General features: G+C 40.2%; 9 protein-coding genes. 1 reads left to right on the forward strand and 8 read right to left on the reverse strand.

The genetic code is table 11. The features are described from left to right. Positions 1–136: 136 nt before the first annotated feature. The 8 genes from dld to M3M39_RS06570 form a co-directional block, all read right to left on the reverse strand. Positions 137–1819, reverse strand: a complete 1683-nt coding sequence (dld, locus tag M3M39_RS06535; protein WP_252797043.1) for a D-lactate dehydrogenase — start codon at positions 1817–1819, stop codon at positions 137–139. A gap of 250 nt (positions 1820–2069) precedes the next feature. Further along, on the reverse strand, positions 2070–2786 hold the full coding sequence (locus M3M39_RS06540; RefSeq protein ID WP_252797044.1) for a gamma-glutamyl-gamma-aminobutyrate hydrolase family protein: 717 nt from the start codon (positions 2784–2786) through the stop codon (positions 2070–2072). 104 nt (positions 2787–2890) lie between these two features. Beyond that, positions 2891–4117 carry an ArgE/DapE family deacylase gene (locus M3M39_RS06545; RefSeq protein ID WP_252797045.1) on the reverse strand — a complete coding sequence of 409 codons (1227 nt, stop codon included), beginning with the start codon at positions 4115–4117 and terminating at the stop codon, positions 2891–2893. A gap of 21 nt (positions 4118–4138) precedes the next feature. Continuing rightward, complete coding sequence (locus M3M39_RS06550) at positions 4139–4723, reverse strand: GNAT family N-acetyltransferase (protein WP_252797046.1); 585 nt, start codon at positions 4721–4723, stop codon at positions 4139–4141. Beyond that, positions 4723–5511, reverse strand: a complete 789-nt coding sequence (locus M3M39_RS06555; protein WP_252797047.1) for a 2-keto-4-pentenoate hydratase — start codon at positions 5509–5511, stop codon at positions 4723–4725. Before M3M39_RS06555 ends, M3M39_RS06550 begins: the two co-directional genes overlap by 1 nt. A gap of 672 nt (positions 5512–6183) precedes the next feature. Further along, on the reverse strand, positions 6184–8568 hold the full coding sequence (locus M3M39_RS06560) for an Ig-like domain-containing protein (protein ID WP_252797048.1): 2385 nt from the start codon (positions 8566–8568) through the stop codon (positions 6184–6186). Positions 8569–9199: 631 nt separating this feature from the next. After that, positions 9200–9895, reverse strand: coding sequence for a type 1 glutamine amidotransferase domain-containing protein (locus M3M39_RS06565; RefSeq protein WP_252797049.1), 696 nt, complete (start codon positions 9893–9895; stop codon positions 9200–9202). 708 nt (positions 9896–10603) lie between these two features. Beyond that, positions 10604–11458 carry a hypothetical protein gene (locus tag M3M39_RS06570; protein ID WP_252797050.1) on the reverse strand — a complete coding sequence of 285 codons (855 nt, stop codon included), beginning with the start codon at positions 11456–11458 and terminating at the stop codon, positions 10604–10606. Between M3M39_RS06570 and M3M39_RS06575 the strand changes: the two genes are divergently transcribed. Continuing rightward, positions 11427–15476 carry a hypothetical protein gene (locus M3M39_RS06575; protein ID WP_252797051.1) on the forward strand — a complete coding sequence of 1350 codons (4050 nt, stop codon included), beginning with the start codon at positions 11427–11429 and terminating at the stop codon, positions 15474–15476. The two genes, M3M39_RS06570 and M3M39_RS06575, sit on opposite strands and share 32 nt — an antisense overlap. Positions 15477–17401: the final 1925 nt, after the last annotated feature.

A 17401-nucleotide genomic window follows, 5' to 3' on the forward strand; every position in this document is an offset into this window, starting at 1 on the left:
TAATTACCCCTTTTTACTTATTTTTTGTATGCAAGTACTACTGTATCATACTCAATTCCAGCTACAAAAAGATGTGCTCGCTGGATCTAACTAAAAAAGACAGCCGCTTTGACTGTCTTTTTGGTCTAAACCTATTTTATTGCCAGTTCTTTTTCTTGGAAGTTAATCCAATTCCAGGGTTAAACGTGTTCGTTGGGTCATTTTCCTTGTAGTGTTTTACTAACGTTTCTGGAGCATGGTAGAGGTGTCCCACGTTGTGTTCAGCTGGGTAAATTGCTCCCCGGGCATCAAATTGTTTCAGCATCTTGGGCTTCAATTCGTGAGCATCTACTCCCGGTTTCAAAATATAATCTTGGTGCATCACGTGATCCAAGAAGTGCCCATAGTACATTTTGTACTGAATTTGATCGTCAATTTCCTTTGGCAAAGTTTCAAACCATTTTTCTTCATTTCGTGGTAAAGCAACGTCCAACGGTAGGATTTGATTTCCTTCCTTTTGGTGGGTTTCCTGGTACCGAATTGGCACAGAAGCAGCTACGTACCGGTGAATGGCAGCCACATTGGCTTCATGATGGGTACATTCAAAGTAGTCCCCTTCGTTATTCTGGAAGAATTCGTCCAGATATTGCTTTGCTTCTGCAATCCCGTCATCAGAAACCTTCAGTTGCAAATAGTGAGTATATTTGTTCCGATACTCTTCCATCCTCTTGGGCAATTGGTTTGGGAACAGCACACTCGATTTTTGTAACGTTCGGTCAATGAAGTCCGGCTTAAACGTTGGAATGTGGCGTAACTTCCGTTCGGTCGCAGCTCTAAAGTTAAACAGGAACGGAAGCGGATTCGTTCCAAGGTATTCAATGACCATCAGGGAGTCTTTTCCATACTTTTTGGCTAAATCGTAAGCATCCCGGTGCATGTATTCCCCAGAAATCGGCAAATGTTTAAACTGAGTTAAAATGTGTCGTCTCAATTTTTCCAAGACGTCTGGATCGTTGGTTCCAATGTAAAAGACTTTCGTTTCCTTCGGTTTGGGATATGTATCTAAGCGAACCGCAAAGGCCACCAGTTTTCCGGCTGAACCAGAAACTTCGTAAAGTTCCTTCGGGTCAGCATTATAACGGGTTGGTTGGTCGGAAGTGACGTTTCGAACCCGTTCTTCGTAATTCCGGTTATGCCCGACCCGCTCTGGATCATACAGGACGTCTTGGGCGGAATAGTTGTGATTTTCCAGGTTAGTAATGATTTCTTCGGGGGTATCCCCAAGTTCAATTCCTAAGTGGTTAACTAGCTTCAACTCACCGTCAGCAGTAATCTGAGCGTAAAGTGCCAGTTCCGTGTAAGCTGGTCCTCGTTGAATCAAGGCACCACCAGAATTGTTGTTAACTCCCCCAATTACCGTAGCCCCAATGTTAGAAGATCCAATCACAGAGTGCGGATCACGGTTAACTTTGTCCAGGTTGGTTTCCAATTCGTGTAACGTTAATCCCGGAAAGGCAATGACCTGTTTGTTGTCATCAATCAGTTGCATCCCCTTAATCCGCATAACGTTAATCACTAATACGTCCCGATCATAACCCCCATCAGCGGGTACAGATCCTTCCGTTAACCCAGTATTGGCAGCCTGCATAATCACAACTAGGTCGTTTTTTTGCACAACCTGTAAAATCCGCCAGAGTTCTAGTAATGTTCCTGGACGAACCACGGCCAACGCGTCTCCGCGACCGGATCGATAACCTTCCCGATACTGAAGTGATTTCTCCTTTGAAGTAATTACGTAACGACTACCAACGATGTTTTCTAATTCACTGATTACTGACATTGTCCACGTCTTCCTTCTATGTTTTAACTTAATTATAAATCAAAATTTAGACAAATTCTATCGTTGGTTTCGATTTATGAAACCGATTGCAAAAAAACTGGCATCTTTGACGGACGCTAGTTTATTTTGCTTATTTGGTGCCAATCACCTTAATTTTTGATTTTCATCTTTTTTAAACAAAAAAGGCATAACCCATAAAAAATTTATGAGTTATGTCCTTTAGCAATCTTTTTTCTAAAACTAATTAATTTCACAAATTTGCGCGTTGAAAGAAAGTGGTAAACAATCGTTCCTGGCTCAGATCCTTTTGCCATAGGTCTTCTGGATGCCACTGGACCCCTAAAAGCAAACCAGAATCATCTTCCACTGCTTCAGGAACTCCATCATCTGCTTCAGCAACCACATGAAGATTGGGAGCAATACGGTGCAAGCCCTGGTGGTGACGTGAATTAACGCCCGTCTGAGTGCCCACAGCCTGTGATAGTTGCGTTCCCGGCTCAACTGTAATTTCATGAACTTCCGACTGGGACAGTTTTCCACGTTGTTCGTGAATTTGCGGATGACCTGGAAATTCGGTTGGTAAATCCTGATACAAACTTCCTCCAAACGCAACGTTTAAGAGCTGATATCCCCGACAAATACCTAACACGGGTTTGTGTTGATCTAACGCTGCTTTGGCAACCGCAAACTCAAACTCATCATGGGGTTCATAACTCGTCGTTAGCTCTGCTTGCGGACTTTCATGAAAAAACTCGGGATCAATATCCTGGCCACCAGGAATGATCACGGCATCCACCATTGCTACCAATTCTGGGGCTAATTCTGGTTTAACCACCGGTAAGATTACCGGAATGTGTTGATGCTTGGTGACCACATCGATAAACGTTTTCGGCAAACAATTAGCCAATGGTTGGCAGTAAAGATTTGGTTCTCCGAGATTCACGTTCGCTGTTATTCCAATTCGCATTGGTAATCTTCCTTTTTTTAATAGTTGCAATTCATCATTTTAAAAACCAAAAAAGCCTTTAAATCATTTTAAAGACCATTTTACTCTAATGTTTAATCTTGGGCTTACTTTAAGTATTCTGCAAACAGTTTTTCGTAAATTTCAATGAAATCAAACCACATTTGTTCAGAAGCTGCTTCGTTCGTCTGGTGCATCTTTAGTGGATTGCCCGGGCCAAAGACTGCGTAGTTTGCCCCCCGAAGCTTATCTCGTAACAATTCCGAAGCATCCGTCCCTCCGGCAGCACTCAAAACGGATAATTTATCCGTTGAAAATGGATTAAAGCCTTGCTTTTTCAACATTTCTGCTCCCTGGCGTTGTTCATCCGCTGAGTACTGCATCGTTTGCATGTATGGCGTGGCAATCTCGACGATTTCTTTAATTAATCGCGAGTCAGGATTAGCTACTACCGGCGGAATGTTCATCAGTAATTTTACTTGAATTTCTCCATCGTGCGTGGCGTTAAATTCTTCTAACCTCGCGTTAAAATCGGCAATCACCGCTTCGTTATTGTACTTGGGCACAATTCGAGTGTTAATTTGTGCTTCCGCTTTAGCGGGAATTGCATTAATTTGAATTCCACCCTTAAAAATATCAACAGTAAAGGTCGTGTTCCCTAACACGTCATCCGGTCGTTGGCTTGCTTTTTGCTCAATTTTAGCTTTCACGGCTTCTAAGAAATCCATTAGGTTCTGAATTGCATTAATCCCAAAGTTTGGGCGCGAACTGTGGGCGGCTTTTCCGATGGAAGTAACCACAAAATCAACTTCACCCTTATTGGCATAAACGGTCCGATAACCGGTGGGTTCTGCAATCAACAGCGTATCCGAATCATGCATAATGCCTGCCTGATGCAAAGCCCGCGATCCTCGCATGTCGCTTTCCTCACCAGCCGTTAACACTAACCGTAACGTCCCTTGTAACGGCACTTGACGTTCATGGGTTTCAATCATGGCAATCAATAAGGCAGCCACTCCACCTTTCATATCGGTGACCCCGCTCCCGTAGAACTGACCGTCCTTTTGAACCAGCTCAAATGGATTAGTGTCCCAATCGGCTTCATCAACGGCTACTGTATCTAAGTGTCCACTAACCGTGAAGACCGGTTTGTCACCGGTTCCAATCTCAGCAATCAAATTAGCTTGTCGATTTCCTAAATCGTGGATTTCACTCTTAATCCCATGTTCCGCTAATAAATCACGGACATATTCAGCAGCCGTAAGTTCGTTACCGCCAACCGTCTTAAAGCCAATCAAACGTTGTAAAATTGCTAATTTTTCCTGTCGTTCCATTTTATCCACCTAACTCTACACTTATTTTAATTTTTTAATGAGCACCAAATCGGTCTGCGGATCATCCCCTAATTCAAAGGTATGAGTGGTTTCCTGCTGAAAACCAATTGTCCGATAAAAGGCCTTAGCCTTCTCATTTTCACTCCAAACGCCGAGCCACATGTAATCTTCCCCCCGGTCTCTGGCGGTTTGTTCCGCAAAAGCCAGCAATTTACTTCCCAATCCCTGTCTTTTAAAGGCCGGTAACACGTATAGCTTTTCCACTTCGAGGGAGTAACCTTCATAATCCTCAGTTTGGGCAGCGTCAAAATTAAGCTTCATGTAACCCCCAATTTTACCATTGACTAGGATAAAGTAAAAGTCACAATTAACTTGTTGTAACTGATTTGCTACTTGAGTAAGTGAGTAATTTTGTTCTAGATAATTAGCAATGTTCTCATCAGCGGAAGACCCTCGGTAAGTATCCCAGAAGGTCGTCACAATTAGTTGATGTAATTCTCGTACCGTTTGTTTTGTATTTGTTAAGTGCTTAATCTCAGTGGTCATATAAACTCCAATATTAATTTCTACGCACAAAAAGCCCTCCCGTAAAGAAGGACGATTCATTATTTGACATCCAATGCGACCGAACCCAGTTGGTGATCAAAATCAGCTTGCCAATGTCCCCGCGTTAGTGACACCGGTAGTAAGAAAGTACCAGTCGAAACGTGCTCTCCAACCCGTAATTGTTGTCCCCGGCTCGCTAGCTTATGGACTAGCCACTGTAAGGCTTTCACCGGATTTCCCAGAACTTCACTCGAACTTCCTTGTGCCACCTGTTCGTGGTCATGAACCAGTTGCGCGTGCACTTCGGCTAAGTCCGCTAATTGAAAATTAGCTCCTGGGACTTCCGTACCATAAACAACCGCTCCACCGACCGCCGCATCTGCAATGACTAAATGCTTTGGAAGCTTCGGGAACCAGTCTTTAAACCGACAATCTGGTAGTTCAATTGCTGGAGCTACGGTAGTTTTAGCTAATAACGTTTCCAAGTCATCTCGTTCAGTTAAAGTTTCCTGAACGGTTAACACGAGTTCAACTTCGACTAACGGTGCTAAAAACATCTTCATCGGTAGCTGAACTCCTGAACGAAAGAAGCGTTCTTCTAACTGGGCACCATAAAGTGGTTCCGTAGCAGCAAACATGGACTGCGTCTCAGCACTAGTCAAGCTAATCTTATAACCACCTCGTTGGTGCCGTCTCAGCTCCATGAGCCGATCCTGCACTTGATAGGCTTGTTCATCAGAAAAAGCCGGAAAATCGTCCATGTTTAACGGTTCCTGGTCGGCGTAGGCTTGATATAAAATTTGCGCCAGTGCCTCTACATGTTCTGAATTTGCTACTTGGTCAGTCATCTTAACACTCCCTTTTCCTTAAAATTTAATCCAACTTAATGTTCGATTTTAGCTAGTATAACGTAAGTAAAAAGAATGTCAAATGGCATTTTAACGAACTACTTAATTTTTAAATTAATTAAAGTTCGTTTATCTTCAGACTAAACTTTTGACAATCTCAAATTTTATAATTATTTCGAACTTTAACTAAAATAAAAAATTCAAGTTCTACAATTTTTGGTACTAATAACATTAATTAAGTGAAAGTGATCAGTACTTTTTTATATAATTAGTGAAAATAAAACTGTTATCATACAGAATTAACCAAATTAAAAGACATTAATCCTAACAATCATATTCCTAGAAACGTAAAGGTTAAAGCAGCACTACAATTAAGCTCTAATATTACCATTAAACCAATCATGGTTATCGTAGTTTCTAAAATTTCAGAGTTAGAATCTTAATCTCTTTTTCAAGCAAACATTTCTCCAAATAATTATAAAAAAGGCGATAGAATCGGTTAAGGATTCCATCACCTAGTGTCAGACTCATTTATTAAACAACTTAATCATCAGTACCATTTAACAAAGAACTTTGAAAAAGACCTTAAAAATTATACTTTTATACAAATTTCACGTGGAAAAATCCAACTTTTAAAATAATCATAATCAAAGTACGCTCTATGAACAAAAACTATTTCTTTGTTTTTTTGCTAAATTTAAACAAGATTAACAAATTAATTATCAATAATCCAGCTATTTCAAATAAATTATTAGTCTTATATCCAGTTTTAGGAAGCTTCTGGTTGATTGAACTCGAATTTGATTTCGATTCTGACTGACCATTTAAATTTGTATCTAGTCCAAAAATTAGCTTGGAATTACCTCGTGCTATTGACTTTACTTTAGCTGCGGGATTTGTTGCTGATGCAGAGGTCGACGGCGAATCTCCGCCTTGTGATCCTGAAGCTGCTTCAGATGCGGAAGTTGACGTTGACCCTCCCTGTGAATCCGGATTTGTTGCTGATGCAGAGGTCGACGGCGAATCTCCGCCTTGTGATCCTGAAGCTGCTTCAGATGCGGAAGTTGACGTTGACCCTCCCTGTGAATCCGGATTTGTTGCTGATGCAGAGGTCGACGGCGAATCTCCGCCTTGTGATCCTGAAGCTGCTTCTGATGCGGAAGTTGACGTTGAACCTCCCTGTGAATCTGGATTTGTTGCTGATGTAGAGGTCGACGGCGAATCTCCGCCTTGTGATCCTGAAGCTGCTTCAGATGCGGAAGTTGACGTTGAACCTCCCTGTGAATCCGGATTTGTTGCTGATGCAGAGGTCGACGGCGAATCTCCGCCTTGTGATCCTGAAGCTGCTTCAGATGCGGAAGTTGACGTTGACCCTCCCTGTGAATCCGGATTTGTTGCTGATGCAGAGGTCGACGGCGAATCTCCGCCTTGTGATCCTGAAGCTGCTTCAGATGCGGAAGTTGACGTTGACCCTCCCTGTGAATCCGGATTTGTTGCTGATGCAGAGGTCGACGGCGAATCTCCGCCTTGTGATCCTGAAGCTGCTTCTGATGCGGAAGTTGACGTTGACCCTCCCTGTGAATCCGGATTTGTTGCTGATGCAGAGGTCGACGGCGAATCTCCGCCTTGTGATCCTGAAGCTGCTTCAGATGCGGAAGTTGACGTTGACCCTCCCTGTGAATCCGGATTTGTTGCTGATGCAGAGGTCGACGGCGAATCTCCGCCTTGTGATCCTGAAGCTGCTTCTGATGCGGAAGTTGATGTTGAACTGCCCTGTGAATCCGGATTTGTTGCTGATGCAGAGGTCGACGTCGAATCTCCACCTTGTGAGCCCGAAGCTGCTTCAGATGCGGAAGCTGACGTTGACCCTCCCTGTGAATCTGGATTTGTTGCTGATGCAGATTGAGACTGACTGGCAGGTAAAACTGTAGCATTAATGCTATCTCCAACATTACCGTCCTGATCTTGTGGCATAGCTGTTATTACTTCATTAGCATTTAAAGGACGATTAATATCAACAGTATAATGTCCATTTTCATCAACGGTACTACTCCCTAAATAAACTCCATTACTATCGGTAATAATAATTTTGTCTCCGGAAGTCCCAGTACCAGATAATGTTTGATCTCCACTTACCAATGGATCAATCTTAATCTTATGCATTTCTTTATTGAACTCTACTAAAACATGCGAAATCGGTAAAGCATTACCATTAGCATCAGTACCATTAACATTAATTATTTCATTATAATTAAGAGTTTTACTTAGCTCTAAATTATAACTACCATCGGTATTTACCTGAGTTTTACCAATAACGGTACCGTCTGAAGTGGTCACGGAGATATTACTTCCTGGCACTCCCTGACCAGAAATAGATCGATCTCCATCTAAGACTTCATAGGCATATGTTTTCATATTAACGCTAAACAAAGATGAATGATCATCCTTATCCCAGCGCATTGAACCATTCTGTTTCCATCTAGCAAACACATTAAGTAATTGAAAATTACCATTTTCTTGAGCATTTACACTATAAGGAAACCAATTTCCACCAGTGATGATATTCGAATCTGGTGAGCTATCAGTCCTATAGGCAATTGCAAAAAACTTATAATTTTCATCTTTTAATAAATTATTAAAATTTCCAGGGCCGCCATCTCCGTTAATTTCTGGATGTGTATTACCCGGGATTGCAAAAGATAATGCATCAGTATAGCCAGCTCCATTTTTAATTTGATCAATTTTATTTAAAATAAATGATCCATTTTTCACGGTAGCAACTTGATGATTATTATCTAATTTATAAAATAATTTAACGTCAATTTTACCTTGGAAAAATCCACTAAATCCTTCTCCAGCATTCACTGTTTGAGGATCTACATATATAGCACTCTCATTTCTATGTGTCGGAATTTCTGATAGTGAATTTGAATTATTTTGCTGTATATTGCTAGAAGCATATACGTTATAAACCAAAAAAGGACTTTGCATTAATCCCATTACCGGAATACTCAACACAATTGAATATCTTATAATGTTTTTATTAAATTGTTTCATATGACCCCTCCTATTAAAGTTAATAACAATCATATAATATAATTAAGTATATATTGTTTTGAAAAAATATAGCTTATATATCACTTATAAGTGATATAAATGTTTTAAAGTTATTATTAAATCAATGCTTCGTTTTTTTAATCATAGTTACAAATATAAAAATTTGTAACACTAAATAATATAGATTTTATAACCATGAATGTAAATTCATTATAAATAATAATTTATAATTATTATACTAAATAAAAAGTAATAACTTAAAATAGTAATGGCCAAACAAACGCTTAAGAAGATATTCCATTTTAACATCTTCTCATAATGGTTAAATTAACGGTATTCTAGATTGCTTTAGCAATCAAAATATCTGTCGAAAAAGGAGAAGGATAAGCATGGAACCTTCAAAATAAATAAAACTATTGAACCGAGATTGGAATATATTAATGACTGCATTAACTAGTAATTAGATTCAACTTAACCTAAACGTTGAAAATCTAAAAGCTGTTCATCGATCTTTGTGGACAAAGTTCCCACTTGGTATGGATGATTAAAATCAATGATAGAACTCGATCATCACTTAGATACTGCTTAAGTTTAACCGGTAAGATGTTAATTAGTTAAGATTACCATTAAATTAATTTTGAGAGTTTAAATTGTCTAGCAGTTTTTCAGCTACCGCCTTTGGCGATTCTGGATTTTGCCCTGTAATTAATTGGCCGTCCTGCACTACAAAACACTTAAACGGCCGTTCCTTGACAAATTCAGCTCCGTGAATAGTTGCGACCTTTTCGTTTAAGAACGGGACTCGTTTCGAATTTCCACTTAGTAATTCCTCACTAGTGGTAAAACCGGTCACCTTTTTCCCAGCAATTAAATAATTATCAGCAGTTAATTTGACATTCAACAGACCAGCAATTCCATGACAAACCGAGCAAACATAACCACCATTAGTATAAATAGTCTTTGTTAATTCTGCCAGAGCTTGATTATCTGGAAAATCAAACATGACCCCGTGACCACCGGTGAAATAAATCGCCGCATATTCTTTCGGATCGATCTGCGTTGGGGTCAACGTTCGTGACAACCCCAGTGTTTGATAATCATGCTTTAAATATGTTTTCATAGTAATCTCATTAACATACGTATCCTTCATGCTTCGCGGATCAAGTGGAACATAACCACCATTTGGGGTCACGTAGGCAACTTCCCACCCCGCTGCTTCCACGACTGAAACAAATTCGGCTGATTCACCTAACCATAATCCAGTCAGATGGGTAGTTCCTGCAAAGTTAGCTACGTTAGTTTCCACCACTAAAATTTTCTGTTTCATTAGTTTTCCTCCTTCTTCTTACCTTATTTTAAATCACTTTGCTCTTTCGAAGCCAAAAAATTCCTTGGCTAATTAACTTTTAATTAAATTTCGCTATCTTAAGAAAAAAGAAAGGGCACGTGCCAATGACACCTACCGCAAAAATTAATTTATTATCAGATTTAATAACAATCAAATCCGTTAATAAACATTAATCTGAAGTTGCTCAATACTTAAAGAGCATCTTTCAAAAATGTCTTATCCCAGCTAAGTTAATCACTTACAAACCCGAACGATAAAATCTAATGGTCAAAATTAGGAAGCTGATCCCTTTGTACTAACTGAAAAAGATGGAAAACTATATTGTCACTGAGCTTATGATATGAAAAATGGCCTGGCTGAAATGGTAACATGCTCGAACTCTATATGAATATAGGCCATCCTTTCCCATGCACAATCCAATTATTAATCACATTATGATTTTTGGTCCTAGTAATATTGCATAGTTTCAATAAATTCATTGAAAAGGAAATATACTTTAACTTTATTTAAATATATAAGAATTTAATCCTTAATAATAATTTGAATATCTAAATTAAAGGTTGCTTTCATTAGATTAACTCAAAAGCCCCCTTTTAATTTCAAAAAAATACCCTCCAAGTTAAAATACGTCATTTAACTTGGGGGGTATTATTTAAATTTAATCAAATTCTTTCTCACGGAGATTGATTAACTTCTTTTATTTCGTTTTTCGTAAGCAAAGAATAAGAAAAATCCCAAAATTCCAAAACCAGCAAGTGAGAATACTAATAGCGACAAAGTAGAATTTGAATACTTACTTTGATGTTTTTGATTAGAATTATGGTTCTTGTTAAATTGTTTAACATTATTAGAACTATTTTTGTGCCTATTATTTCGATCACTAGGGTAACCATTAGCGCTATTCTGATCATTATTAGAATTAATATTTGTTTGAGAACTAGCAACCATAGTGTTATTAACCTCGCCATTCTGAATCTGCGAGTTATCATTAGAAATTAATTGCTGAACTGCCATTCCAACAAATGATGGAATGATCGTGTTTCCATTAACAGATGCTAATCCAGCAAGTGAACCAGTTCCAACTACATGGATCAAACCATTAAGAGCATTCATAAAATCATTTGTATCTCTGTTAGTATTAATTACTCTGGTTTCATCATTAGAAAAACTTGTCAAATCTCTTCTGACAGCCAATTTACCGATAGTAACAGATGATCTAACTGAACCACTTAATGATTTATAAAGCATTTGGCTTGTTGACGAAGATTGTGAACTAAATTTATTCATGGAAGTTAAAACTGAAAGACTAGTTGAAATAGAGCTTAAATTCATTGAACTGGCTTCTGATGTAACCACTGAACTAGATTCACTTGTAGAATTTGACATAGAAATACCAATACTTAATGAATTATTCCTTGAACTCAACTTACTACCATAAATAGATTGAGAATCACTAACTGATCCTGATGTAGTATGCGATCCATTTATAGAGCTTAAAACGGATGAGTTATTGGATAGAGATAAAGATTCTGAAAAACTCATTGATTTCGAGGTTGAGTCAATGACAGATGTGCTTGCACTCATTGATTTCGAAGTTGAATCTGTAGCTGACGTGCTTGCACTCGTTGACTGTGAAGTTGAATCTGTCGCTGACGTACTTGCACTCATTGATTTTGAAGTTGAATCTGTCACTGACGTACTTGCACTCATTGATTTCGAAGTTGAGTCTGTCACTGACGTGCTTGCACTCGTTGACTGTGAAGTTGAATCTGTCACTGACGTGCTTGTACTCATTGATTTCGAAGTCGACTCTGTCACTGATATGCTTGCGCTCATCGATTTCGAAGTCGAGTCAATGACAGATGTGCTTGCACTCGTTGATTTTGAAGTTGAGTCTGTCACTGACGTACTTGCGCTCGTTGATTTTGAAGTCGAATCTGTCACTGACGTACTTGCACTCATTGATTTCGAAGTTGAGTCTGTCACTGACGTGCTTGCGCTCATTGATTTCGAGGTTGAGTCAGCGACAGATGTGCTTGCACTCGTTGATTTTGAAGTTGAGTTAATTACTGAATCACTTGCGCTCATTGATTTCGAAGTCGATTCTGTCGCTGACGTGCTTGTACTCATTGATTTCGAAGTTGAGTCTGTCACTGACGTGCTTGCGCTCATTGATTTCGAGGTTGAGTCAGCGACAGATGTACTTGCACTCGTTGATTTTGAAGTTGAGTTAATTACTGAATCACTTGCGCTCATTGATTTCGAAGTCGATTCTGTCGCTGACGTGCTTGTACTCATTGATTTCGAAGTTGAGTCTGTCACTGACGTGCTTGCGCTCATTGATTTCGAGGTTGAGTCAGCGACAGATGTACTTGCACTCGTTGATTTTGAAGTCGACTCTGTCGCTGATGTGCTTGCACTCGTTGATTTCGAAGTCGACTCTGTCGCTGACGTACTTGCACTCATTGATTTCGAGGTTGAGTCAATGACAGATGTGCTTGCGCTAGTTGATTTTGAAGTCGATTCTGTCACTGATGTGCTTGCGCTCATTGATTTCGAGGTCGAGTCAATGACAGATGTGCTTGCACTCATTGATTTCGAAGTTGAGTCTGTCACTGACGTGCTTGCGCTCATTGATTTCGAGGTTGAGTCAGCGACAGATGTACTTGCGCTAGTTGATTTTGAAGTCGATTCTGTCACTGATGTGCTTGCGCTCATTGATTTCGAGGTCGAGTCAATGACAGATGTGCTTGCACTCATTGATTTCGAGGTCGAGTCAATGACAGATGTGCTTGTACTCATTGATTTCGAAGTTGAATCTGTAGCCGAAGCACTTGCGCTCACTGATTTTGAAGTTGACTCTGTCACTGACGTACTTGCACTCATTGATTTCGAAGTTGAGTCTGTCACTGATGTGCTTGTACTCATTGATTTTGAAGTTGCCTCTGTCACTGACATGCTTGCGCTCATCGAGTTTGAAGTCGATTCTGTCGCTGATGTGCTTGCACTCGTTGATTTCGAAGTCGACTCTGTCGCTGACGTACTTGCACTCATTGATTTTGAAGTTGAATCTGTCACTGACGTGCTTGCGCTCATTGAGTTTGAAGTCGAATCTGTCGCTGACGTACTTGCACTCATTGATTTCGAGGTTGAGTCTGTGGCTGACGTGCTTGTACTTATTGAGTTTGAAGTTGAGTTTGTCGCTGAAGTACTTACGCTCGTTGATTTCGAAGTCGACTCTGTCGCTGACGTGCTTGCGCTCATTGATTTCGAAGTCGACTCTGTCGCTGAATCACTTTCACTCACTGACTGCAAAGTTGAATCTGTAGCTGACGTACTTGCACTCGTTGATTTCGAGGTTGAGTCAATGACAGATGTGCTTGTACTCATCGATTTCGAAGTCGACTCTGTCGCTGATGTGCTTGCGCTCATTGATTTCGAAGTCGATTCTGTCGCTGATGTGCTTGCACTCGTTGATTTCGAAGTCGACTCTGTCGCTGACGTGCTTGCACTCGTTGATTTTGAAGTTGAATCTGTCACTGACGTACTTGCGCTCATTGATTTCGAGGTTGAGTCAGCGACAGATGTGCTTGCACTCGTTGATTTTGAAGTTGAGTCTGTCACTGACGTGCTTGTACTCATCGATTTCGACGTCGAGTCTGTAGCTGACGTGCTTGCGCTCATCGAGTTTGAAGTCGACTCTGTCGCTGACGTACTTGCGCTCACTGATTTTGAAGTTGACTCTGTCGCTGATGTGCGTGCACTCGTTGATTTCGAAGTTGACTCTGTCGCTGATGTGCGTGCACTCGTTGATTTCGAAGTCGACTCTGTCTCTGACGTACTTGTACTCATTGATTTCGAAGTCGACTCTGTCGCTGACGTACTTGCACTCGTTGATTTCGAGGTCGAGTCAATGACAGATGTGCTTGCGCTCATCGAGTTTGAAGTCGACTCTGTCGCTGACGTACTTGCGCTCACTGATTTTGAAGTTGACTCTGTCGCTGATGTGCTTGTACTCATTGATTTCGAAGTTGAGTCTGTCACTGATGTGCTTGCACTCGTTGATTTTGAAATCGACTCTGTCACTGACGTGCTTGCGCTCATTGATTTCGAAGTCGATTCTGTCGCTGATGTGCTTGCGCTCATTGATTTCGAAGTTGAGTTTGTTACTGACGTACTTACGCTCATCGAGTTTGAAGTCGACTCTGTCGCTGATGTGCTTGTACTCATTGATTTCGAAGTTGAGTCTGTCACTGATGTGCTTGCACTCGTTGATTTTGAAATCGACTCTGTCACTGACGTGCTTGCGCTCATTGATTTCGAAGTCGATTCTGTCGCTGATGTGCTTGCGCTCATTGATTTCGAAGTTGAGTTTGTTACTGACGTACTTACGCTCATCGAGTTTGAAGTCGACTCTGTCGCTGATGTGCTTGTACTCATTGATTTCGAAGTTGAGTCCGTCACTGACGTGCTTGCACTCGTTGATTTTGAAGTTGAGTTTGTTACTGACGTACTTACGCTCATTGATTTTGAAGTCGAATCTGTCACTGATGTGCTTGCACTCGTTGATTTTGAAATCGATTCTGTCGCTGACGTACTTACACTAGTTGATTTTGAAGTCGATTCTGTCGCTGACGTGCTTGCACTAGTTGATTTCGAGGTTGAGTCAATGACAGATGTACTTACGCTCATCGAGTTTGAAGTCGACTCTGTCGCTGACGTACTTGCGCTCACTGATTTTGAAGTTGACTCTGTCACTGACATGCTTGCGCTCATCGAGTTTGAAGTCGATTCTGTCGCTGACGTGCTTGTACTCATTGATTTCGAAGCTGAGTTTGTCGCTGACGTACTTGCACTCGTTGATTTCGAAGTTGACTCTGTCGCTGACGTGCTTGCGCTCATTGATTTCGAAGTCGACTCTGTCTCTGACGTGCTTGTACTCATTGATTTCGAAGCTGAGTTTGTCGCTGACGTACTTGCACTCGTTGATTTCGAAGTTGACTCTGTCACTGACGTACTTGCGCTCGTTGATTTCGAGGTCGAGTCAATAACAGATGTGCTTGTACTCATCGATTTCGAAGTCGACTCTGTCTCTGACGTACTTGCGCTCATTGATTTTGAAGTCGATTCTGTTGCTGACGTGCTTGCGCTCATTGATTTTGAAGTTGACTCTGTCGCTGATGCGCTTGCACTCGTTGATTTCGAAGCCGACTCTGTCGCTGACGTGCTTGTACTCATTGATTTTGAAGTTGAGTCTGTCACTGATGTACTTGTACTAATTGAGTTTGAAGTTGAATCTGTAGCCGAAGCACTTGCGCTCACTGATTTCGAGGTTGAGTCAATGACAGATGTGCTTGTACTCATTGATTTCGAGGTTGAGTCAATGACAGATGTGCTTGCGCTCATTGATTTCGAGGTTGAGTTTGTCGCTGACGTACTTGCACTCGTTGATTTCGAAGTCGACTCTCTCACTGACGTACTTGTACTCATTGACTGCGAAACAGATTCCGTAGCGGAAGTAGTTTCTGAAATAGATTTACTATCAGAAATCGATTTTTGATTGCTTTGACTGGCTGATGCAGACTTTGAATCGCTAACACTTTCATTTCGGTAAGAAGTACTTGCCGATGAAGAAACACTGTCATTTATTGATTGACTGGTTGAAGCTGAATCTGAGTAGATCATAGAAGCACTCATTGAAATCGAATCATAAATTGAATGCTGAGCTGAAGTTGATGTGCTTCGTGAAGCAGACCCTCGGTCATCGGTTGAATCATTAGACTCACTTGCAATCGACTTAGATTCCGAAATAGAAACAACATTTTGAAATGAAGCACTATTCGATGCAGAACTTGAATAACTTAAACTACTCGACCCAGATGCAGATGAACTAGCAGAATTATTACTATTCCGTGATGAAACTGATACACTAATTGAATCTGATTGGCTATGGGCCGCGGATTCACTTTCAGACACTGAAGTTGAAACACTTGTTGATATCGAATCATGATTGTAGCTTGGATTATTTGATAAAGAAGTTGAGGCTGATATTGATTGACTCTGAGCAGTTGATTCACTAATAGAAGTAGATTTCGCTGCTGAATTTGATTGAGACCCCCAACTAGATTGAGAAGTTTGGCTTGTGGATTTAGAATCAGAAGTACTATCGGACGTACTTAACGAGCTATAGTAACTTTGCAAACTATCAACGATTGAATTCTTGTAAATATTAGACTCAGCTTCAGAAATAGTCTGAAGGACGACAGAAGTTGATTTAGATTTTGAAACACTTAATAAACTAGTTGATTGAGTAGTTGACTGGCTAATAGATGCAGATGCACTAGCACTTTGCTTTAAAGAACCACCAATTGAAGTTGAAATACTTTGCGAAACAGGAATATTAGAAGTAGACGCAGAGATTGAGGCGTCGTTAGAAATTGAATCTGAGAGAGACATTGAATCACTCACAGAATAATGCTCACTAGCATGTAAGAACCAGCTTGGGATGGCGTCTGCTTCACTTTTTGATTTAGAAATACTAAATTTAACTGAGTCAGCATAGCTATCAACTGCACTCATAGAAGCATCAACAAATGATGTTGATATTGATGAACTAGTTGAATTTGAAACTGTTAAGCTTCCAGAAGTACTTTGTGAATTAATTCCAGAATTTCTAGAATCAATTTTGCTAGCACTAACTGAACTCAGTTGTGAAGTAAGATTACTTTGCAATGAAATCGAAGCACTAATACTTCCGTACTGATCAATTCCTTCCTGGCTAGCAACACTTGCCGAATCAACAACACTTTGAGCATCCAATGACGTATTTTCAGCACTAAACTTCATATATTCAGAATTACTTTGGTAATTGCTCAAACTAAATGAATTTGAATTTGATTGCGATATACTCAAAGAATTCAAATCAGATTGGTTGTAAGTTCCTGAATTTTTCCCCCAGCTATTGGACATACTACTTGATAAAGTTGTAATCAGTGAATCTTCTAAACTGATTGATGCTGAGGCAGATTGAAATGGAATGTTAGTAATAACCGGAATCGCTTGAATTCTGGAAAAAGTTTCAGCGTTGGTTGATGAAACAGTTGCATTGTAAATTCCCAACGCAATTTCAACTGCATCTTTAAATCCGCGGCTTACGACGCTATCTCCAAGCTTATTTGTGACATAATTTTCCAAATATTTTGCGGCTTTATTAATTAAATCAAGAGATTGGACTCCTGCTTGAACATACATTTCATCACCGGGTTGAAGACCATATTCATGGGGGTTTACATCAACGGTAATACTTTGATTGTAGCGATTCGTTGTATATGGTTGCTTGTTAACTTTTTCCCATTGCCCTGTCACTGGATTCCAAATGTAAAGAGTGGTCTCTTGATCATTACCAATCGTCAGCCAGCCCTTACTGGTTTCAATTTTAATAACCCCAGAATTACCATCATAAATAAAATGGTTTCCACTAACAAC

The sequence above is a fragment of the Fructilactobacillus hinvesii genome, assembly GCF_024029435.1.
Classification (GTDB): Bacteria; Bacillota; Bacilli; order Lactobacillales; family Lactobacillaceae; genus Fructilactobacillus; species Fructilactobacillus hinvesii.